The organism is uncultured Neisseria sp. (assembly GCF_951230505.1).
GTDB lineage: Bacteria > Pseudomonadota > Gammaproteobacteria > Burkholderiales > Neisseriaceae > Neisseria.
The window spans coordinates 1-7,012 of sequence record NZ_CATNVN010000094.1 but is presented as its reverse complement, the minus strand read 5'-3'; the positions used below and the strand labels follow the sequence as shown (position 1 = coordinate 7,012).

The 7,012-nt window shown below is 47.5% G+C and carries 9 protein-coding genes and 1 pseudogene; 9 read left to right on the top strand and 1 reads right to left on the bottom strand.

Translation table 11 applies throughout. From position 1 onward, the window contains the following. Together Q1M25_RS06835 and lepB are read left to right on the top strand one after the other, a co-directional pair. Window positions 1-684, top strand: a pseudogene (locus Q1M25_RS06835) (elongation factor 4); the annotation flags it as partial. Then, window positions 684-1,703 carry a signal peptidase I gene (gene lepB, locus Q1M25_RS06830; protein ID WP_300483241.1) on the top strand — a complete coding sequence of 340 codons (1,020 nt, stop codon included), beginning with the start codon at window positions 684-686 and terminating at the stop codon, window positions 1,701-1,703. The pseudogene Q1M25_RS06835 and the gene lepB, both read left to right, overlap by 1 nt. A gap of 54 nt (window positions 1,704-1,757) precedes the next feature. On the opposite strand, the gene Q1M25_RS06825 is transcribed toward lepB, so the two are convergent. Beyond that, window positions 1,758-2,636: a DMT family transporter gene (locus Q1M25_RS06825; protein WP_300483239.1), complete on the bottom strand. Its 879-nt coding sequence runs from the start codon at window positions 2,634-2,636 to the stop codon at window positions 1,758-1,760. A 238-nt stretch (window positions 2,637-2,874) separates the two neighbouring features. Between Q1M25_RS06825 and Q1M25_RS06820 the strand changes: the two genes are divergently transcribed. From Q1M25_RS06820 to Q1M25_RS06790, 7 genes are all read left to right on the top strand, one after another. Beyond that, a complete protein-coding gene (locus Q1M25_RS06820; protein WP_070625440.1) occupies window positions 2,875-3,414 on the top strand; it encodes a gamma carbonic anhydrase family protein in 540 nt (179 codons plus the stop codon). A gap of 14 nt (window positions 3,415-3,428) precedes the next feature. Continuing rightward, window positions 3,429-4,028, top strand: coding sequence for a Maf family protein (locus tag Q1M25_RS06815; RefSeq protein WP_300483236.1), 600 nt, complete (start codon window positions 3,429-3,431; stop codon window positions 4,026-4,028). An 88-nt stretch (window positions 4,029-4,116) separates the two neighbouring features. After that, window positions 4,117-4,896 carry a 16S rRNA (adenine(1518)-N(6)/adenine(1519)-N(6))-dimethyltransferase RsmA gene (gene rsmA / locus Q1M25_RS06810; RefSeq protein WP_300483234.1) on the top strand — a complete coding sequence of 260 codons (780 nt, stop codon included), beginning with the start codon at window positions 4,117-4,119 and terminating at the stop codon, window positions 4,894-4,896. A gap of 7 nt (window positions 4,897-4,903) precedes the next feature. Next, window positions 4,904-5,227 carry a hypothetical protein gene (locus tag Q1M25_RS06805; RefSeq protein WP_150537906.1) on the top strand — a complete coding sequence of 108 codons (324 nt, stop codon included), beginning with the start codon at window positions 4,904-4,906 and terminating at the stop codon, window positions 5,225-5,227. Beyond that, entirely contained in the window at window positions 5,227-5,955 is a 729-nt protein-coding gene (locus Q1M25_RS06800) for an amino acid ABC transporter ATP-binding protein (RefSeq protein ID WP_063068808.1), read from the top strand. The genes Q1M25_RS06805 and Q1M25_RS06800 overlap by 1 nt, the downstream gene beginning before the upstream one ends. A 63-nt stretch (window positions 5,956-6,018) precedes the next feature. Further along, the gene (locus Q1M25_RS06795; RefSeq protein WP_150537907.1) at window positions 6,019-6,378 is read left to right on the top strand and encodes a hypothetical protein; all 360 of its coding nucleotides are present in this window, start codon (window positions 6,019-6,021) and stop codon (window positions 6,376-6,378) included. 4 nt (window positions 6,379-6,382) lie between these two features. Next, window positions 6,383-6,835: a protein YgfX gene (locus Q1M25_RS06790; RefSeq protein WP_150537908.1), complete on the top strand. Its 453-nt coding sequence runs from the start codon at window positions 6,383-6,385 to the stop codon at window positions 6,833-6,835. Window positions 6,836-7,012 lie beyond the last annotated feature (177 nt).

The window sequence follows — 7,012 nt, the reverse complement described above, 5'->3', positions numbered from 1 at the left end:
GTTTATGAAGTCGTGTTGAAAAACGGCGAGAAAATCGAAGTTGAAAACCCGTCCAAACTGCCTGAAATCAGTACCATCGAAACCATTCTTGAGCCGATTATCACTGCGACCATTCTTGTACCTCAGGAATATGTCGGCAACGTCATGACTTTGTGTAACCAAAAGCGCGGCGTTCAGGTCAATATGCAATACATGGGCCGCCAAGTCATGCTGACTTATGATTTGCCAATGAACGAAGTCGTAATGGATTTCTTCGACAAGCTCAAATCGACTTCGCGTGGTTATGCTTCGTTGGACTACCATTTCAAAGAGTTCCAACCGTCTGATTTGATTAAGCTCGACATTATGGTCAACGGCGAAAAAGTCGATGCATTGAGCCTGATTGTGCACCGTCAAAGCGCCGTTCACCGCGGCCGTGAGCTGGCGTCAAAAATGCGCGAACTGATTCCGCGTCAGATGTTTGATATTGCCGTACAGGCCGCCATCGGCAGTCAGATTATCGCCCGTGAGAACGTCAAAGCCCTGCGTAAAAACGTTTTGGCTAAATGTTACGGCGGCGATATTACGCGTAAGAAAAAACTTCTCGAAAAACAAAAAGCAGGTAAGCGCCGCATGAAACAAGTGGGTAATGTGGAAATCCCGCAAAGCGCATTCTTGGCGATTCTGCAAGTGAGTGATAAATAATGAGTATAAATCTGACTTTAGGTGCAATCGTTGTGCTGCTGGCCGGCTTGGTCCTCAACTTCAAAAGCAGCAAAGAGCGCCAGGAAAACGGCGAATGGAGCTCCGGCCTGCAATGGAGTTATCTCTTGTGCATGGTCGGCGTATTCGGCATTTTGTCCGAATTTATGAGCTTTACCGCCGTATTGCTGGTGTTTGTCGTGTTCACCGGTATTGTTTGGGCAATCCATAAAGGCCGTCTGAAAAAAAGTGAAACCGGCGAAGACAATGCACATTTTACCGACTACATGGGCGGCTTTTTTCCCATCATTTTGGTTATCTTTGTATTGCGCAGCTTTATTGCCGAGCCATTCCAAATTCCGTCCAGTTCCATGCGTCCGGGCTTGGTCAAAGGCGATTTTATCTTAGTGAACAAATTTTCTTACGGTATCCGCCTGCCGATTTTGAATAAGGTCGTTATCCCAGTCGGCAACATTGCCCGAGGCGATGTCGTGGTGTTCAATTACCCACTTCAGCCTGAGATGAATTACATCAAACGTATCGTCGGTATTCCGGGCGACGTTGTGGAATACCGTGATAAGGTTTTGACTGTTAACGGTGAAATTATTTCCGAAAAACCAAACGGTAATTATCAATACGCAGATGATACCGATCCGTCTATGATTCATACGCTTGAGCGTTTTCAGACGGCCTTGAACGGCAAAAACTTTGATGTGGTCAAAGAAGCCGGTCAGCCTTCCGTATCTATTGCCGTATTGAACAAATATACTTCCGAAGTAATGCCTGAAAGCAATTACTCGCTTGAAACAAGCGGTTTGGAAAATTGCGAATACGCAGAAGACGGCAATGGCTTTATCTGTAAAGTTCCCGAAGGCCGTTATTTCGCGATGGGTGACAACCGCGACAACAGCGCCGATTCCCGTTACTGGGGATTTGTTGATGACAAACTGATTGTCGGCAAAGCCTTCTTTGTTTGGATGAACTTTGGCGAACTCAGCCGTATCGGTACCAGTATCAAATAAGCAATAAACAGATTAAAAGGCCGTCTGAAATTTTTCAGACGGCCTTTTTGGTATCTATTTTTTGTTTTTTAACGAACCTAAATAAATCGCTAATAAAGTTAAAGTGGCGCCACTCCATTGGACAATATTAATCGGTTTATCCAGCCAGAAATAATCGATCAACATGGCGGCGACTGGTTCGGAGAGAAGCAAGAGTCCGGTCAGTGATAAGGATAAAAGCGGGATGGCGTAAGCGATCAATGCCCAAGCAAAGCATTGCATGACGATGCCGTAGATGGAGACTAGAATCACATCGTTTAAAGTTTTGGGGTAAAGATGGGCGGTATCGAATAGTAGAGATGGGATAATCAGCGCCATTGCGCCGCCGAAGCTTAAAATCATCATGAGCGGAAACAAACCGACTTTTTCCTGCTCATGGGTTTTGCGTACGAAAACCATAGACAAGGCCAGCATGGCACCGGATACTACGCCGCTGACAAATCCCCATGCGGCATTGTTGTTATGACCGAACTCTGGACTGCCGATCAAGGCTACGCCTATGGTGGCCAATATCAAACTTAAAATTTGCAGGGCGCTTAGACGTTCCGAATAAAAGAAGAAGCCGATGGCGGCTAAAAAGAAAATCTGCAGGCTGTTGAGCAAGGTGGAAATGCCGGGGCCTACGGCGTGAATGCTTTCGTGCCAAAGGGCGAGGTCGAATGCGAGGAAAATGCCGGATAAGATTGCGTAGCCAACTGTTTTTCGTTTCGTGGGCATTTTTTGTCTGAAAAAACGCCCGAGTAGGAAGAATATAGGGGCGGCAATCAGTAAACGCCAGAATGCGATAGCGTAAGAGCCGACATCGACAAATTTGACAATCAAACTGCCCAAGCCGAAGACGACGCAGCCGACGACCAATAGGGGCGCTGCATAATTTCCCGAACGTGTATCCATCGGCTTCTCCAAGAATTAAATGAAGACGATTATTCCATAAAATATAGCTGGGGCGTTAATGATAAATAGTTGTCAGCCAAGATAAAGGGTTTATGATGAAAGGCCGTCTGAAAACTGTTTCAGACGGCCTTTTGATGATTTTCTGGCTTGATTTCGTATTGTTGTAGTATAAAATCGTTTTACGCCGTGTTTTCAGACGGCCTGATCAGTTTTGGTTTTGAGAAAAGGATTATTGGAAATGGCAAACCCTATTCGTGCGTTTTTGGATTATGTGCCGTCGGTTGATGAGTCTTGTTTTGTAGATGAGACTTCGGTAGTGATTGGCGAAGTGTCGCTGGCGGAAGATGTATCCGTTTGGCCTTATGCCGTATTGCGCGGCGATGTGAACAGCATTTCTATCGGCAAGCGCAGCAATGTGCAGGACGGCAGCGTTTTGCATGTGTCGCATAAGAATGCGGCGAAGCCTGACGGTTCGCCTTTGATTATCGGCGATGATGTGACGATTGGACATAAGGTCATGCTGCATGGCTGCCGGATTGGGAATCGTGTGTTGGTGGGCATGGGCTCGATTATTTTGGATGATACGGTTGTCGAAGATGATGTGATGATAGGCGCGGGCAGTTTGGTGCCGCCGCGCAAACGTTTGGAAAGCGGTTTTTTATACGTCGGCTCACCTGTGAAACAAGTGCGTCCGCTAACTGATGAGGAAAAGGAATTTTTGACGTATTCCTCTGCGCATTATGTCCGCCTGTCCGGTCAGCATAAAATTTCAAAATAAGGAAAACCAATACAATGAACGCAATTTATCTTGCTTCGGGCAGTCCGCGTCGTCGTGAGATTTTGGAGAATTTGGGTTTCACGGTACGCCGCCTTCCTGCGGATATTGATGAAACCCCTAAAGAAGGCGAAGCCGCAGTAGAGTATGTGCGCCGTATGGCATGCGAGAAAAATCAGGCAGCGGTGGCGCAATGGTTTGCTGCTCATGATCAAGAGCCTGAGTTTGCTGTATTGACGGCGGATACGACGGTGGCGGATGGTGAGGCTATTTTGGGTAAACCGGAATCTGAGGCGGATGCGGTCGATATGCTGGAACGCTTGTCCGGACGGACGCATCAAGTGTTGACGGCTGTATGTGTTTATTGGCAAGGCGTGTGCCATGATGTAGTGCAGACGAGCGAGGTGCGCTTTAAAGCGTTGACGGCTGAGGAAGTCGCAGCCTATGTTGCCAGCGGCGAGCCGATGGATAAAGCCGGTGCGTATGGGATTCAAGGCTTGGGCGGCGTATTTGTCGAGCATTTACAGGGTAGTTTTACGGGCGTGATGGGTTTGCCGGTTTATGAGACCGCGCAACTACTGAAATCTTTGGGTTTGGAAGCGCCGCCGTTTGCTTAAAATTAGGCAAATGCCGTCTGAAAGCGTGCCGACAAAAACGCTTGTTTCAGTTACAATACTGCCTTAAACAGCTTGCTTGAAGAAAGATATGAAAGAACATAAGGCCCGGAAACGCTTCGGGCAGAATTTTTTGCAGGATACGCGGATTATTAGCGATATTATCAACGCGGTCAGACCGCAGCCTGATGATATCGTGATTGAAATCGGCCCGGGCTTGGCCGCCATTACCGAGCCTTTGGCGAAAAAACTCAACTGTCTGCATGTTTGTGAAATTGACCGCGACATCGTACGCCGTCTGAAAACTTTGCCGTTCGCAGATAAATTGGTGATACACGAAGGCGATGTATTGCAGTTTGATTTCAACAGTATTGAAGGCAAGAAAAAAATTGTCGGCAACCTGCCGTACAATATTTCCACGCCGCTTTTGTTCCGATTGAGCGAAGTGGCAGACGATGTGATCGATATGCACTTTATGCTGCAAAAAGAAGTGGTCGAACGCATGGTGGCGCAGCCGAAAACCAACGACTATGGCCGTCTGGGCGTGATGCTGCAATATTTTTTCGATATGGAAATGTTGATTGAAGTACCGCCTGAATCCTTTGATCCTGCGCCGAAGGTGGATTCGGCCGTCGTGCGCATGATTCCGGTGAAACACCGCATCGGTAAAGCGGAAGATTTTGAACATTTTGCCAAACTGGTGAAACTGGCTTTCCATCAACGCCGTAAAACCATACGCAATAATTTGAAGGAACTTGCCGGCGATGATGATTTGCAGGCAGTCGGCATCAATCCGCAGGACAGGGCAGAACACATTGCCGCTGAGAAATATGTGGAATTGAGCAATTATCTGGTTCAAAAGGCCGTCTGAAACAGTGATGGCAATTTTTAAGCAACCTCCTATTCAATGGGGGTTTCGGGGTGATTCATATTTGTGGCGCGAGTTGGCGCAGTATTTTTCCAGTAAGGATATGCCGCCTGAGCGGCACCGTTTTGAAGCAGCAATTATCGGCGCAGTTTGGGTATTGACCGGGCATCGTCTCGATAGGGAAGAGCAATTTAAAGTCAATCGGTACAATAAAGGCGGAATCTCAGGCGGCATAGTCAGTTGCCGCTTTTGGCTGGAAACGGCCATTCCTTTGCTTTGGCAGCGGCAAGCGCAACTCAAGCCCCGAAAATTTTGGCAGTTTGGAAAGAAATAATGATTAAATTCAAAAATGTACACAAACATTTTAAAGATTTGCACGTTATCAACGGCGTGAATCTGGAAGTCAAACAAGGCGAGGTGGTCGTTGTATGCGGTCCTTCAGGCAGTGGCAAATCGACGCTGATTCGTACGGTAAACCAACTCGAGCGCATTGAAAGCGGCGAGATTTGGGTGGACGGCATCAATGTTGCCGATCCGAAAACCGATTTGAACAAAGTGCGTGAAGAAGTGGGTTTTGTGTTCCAAGGGTTCAATCTGTATCCTCATTTGAGCGTCTTGGAAAATATTATTCTTTCTCCGATGAAAGTGAAAAACCAAAGCCGTGAAGAGGCGGAAAAGAAAGCGATGGAGCTTTTGGAGCGCGTCGGCTTGGCGCATAAAAAAGATGCGCTGCCCGGTCAGCTTTCCGGCGGTCAGCAGCAGCGTGTGGCGATTGCACGTGGTTTGGCGATGGAGCCGCGCGTGATGTTGTTTGACGAGCCGACTTCCGCGCTTGACCCTGAAATGGTCGGCGAAGTATTGAAAGTGATGAAAGACTTGGCGGAAAGTGGCATGACCATGATGTGTGTGACCCATGAAATGGGTTTTGCGCGCGAAGTCGCCGACCGTGTGATTTTTGTCGATAAAGGCCAGATTTTGGAAGATGAAACGCCGGAAGAGTTTTTTACCAATCCGAAACACGAGCGTGCCAAACAGTTCCTGCAACAGGTGATGACACATTAAACTCGGGCCGTCTGGAAGTTCAGACGGCATGATCGGTTTGAATGATTTTGAAAGTTGAAGATAATGTATTTTGTTGACCGTACCGCTGTTGTGCTGAAGCCGACCGCCCGTTTTTTGGAATGGCTAAAATCCGCTGATGAAAATATGCCCGACCTGACCGTCGAGCAACTGCGCACCAACTGCTCCGTATTCCTTGTGCCGCAATTTGACGAACCCGAATCCGTCATTTCCTATTTTGACGAGCGTTACCAGCAGATTTTTGAAGCCGAATTGGCAGGTTGGGACATCGATAAAAGCAAATGGCCGCAAGATATGAGCTTGAAGGCTTTTTGGGAATTTTTCGATGCCGAAATCCACGATATGGTTTTGGATATGGAAGAGGCGGAATTGAACATTACGCCTGTTTTCGACAATATGATGTAAAGCCGTGAGAAGTTTTCAGACGGCCTTAAAGCCTTCGCGTTCTTTGAAAATTCTGATTGTTTTCTTACACCTTTCGGCGTTGGCCTTATGCCTTGTCGAGTTTTACGGCTGGATGATGTGGCTGGGTTTGGCGGCATTGGTCGGCAGTTTTGCCTATGCTTGGCGCAGCGTTAATTTTCAGACTCAAAATGCGGTCAGAAAAATTATCATCGACCGCCAATACCGTGCGACGGTTTACTTGAATGACGAGGAAGAGGGAAGAAGCGCGGTTTTGCAAGACAGCAGTATGTTGACGGTTTGTGCTTTGTTTTTGCAATGGAATGTTGACGGGAAAATAGTCAAACACTGCATCTTGCCCGATATGGCCGACCGCGATGCCTACCGCCGTCTGAAAGTGTGGGCGCGCTGGTGCCGTGAAAAAGAAGACAAAGCAGAACTTGCGGCAGATATGGATTAAACGGCTGTTTCAGACGGCCTTTTGAAGCGATAAATACAATGAAAACATTACAAGACTGGCTTTCTCATTTGGAGACTGCCCATAGTTCCGGCCTTATCGATATGGGTTTGGAACGCGTGGGAGAAGTGAAAAAACGCATGAATTTGGTGTCAGATCGGAAGAGCGTCGTGTAGGGAA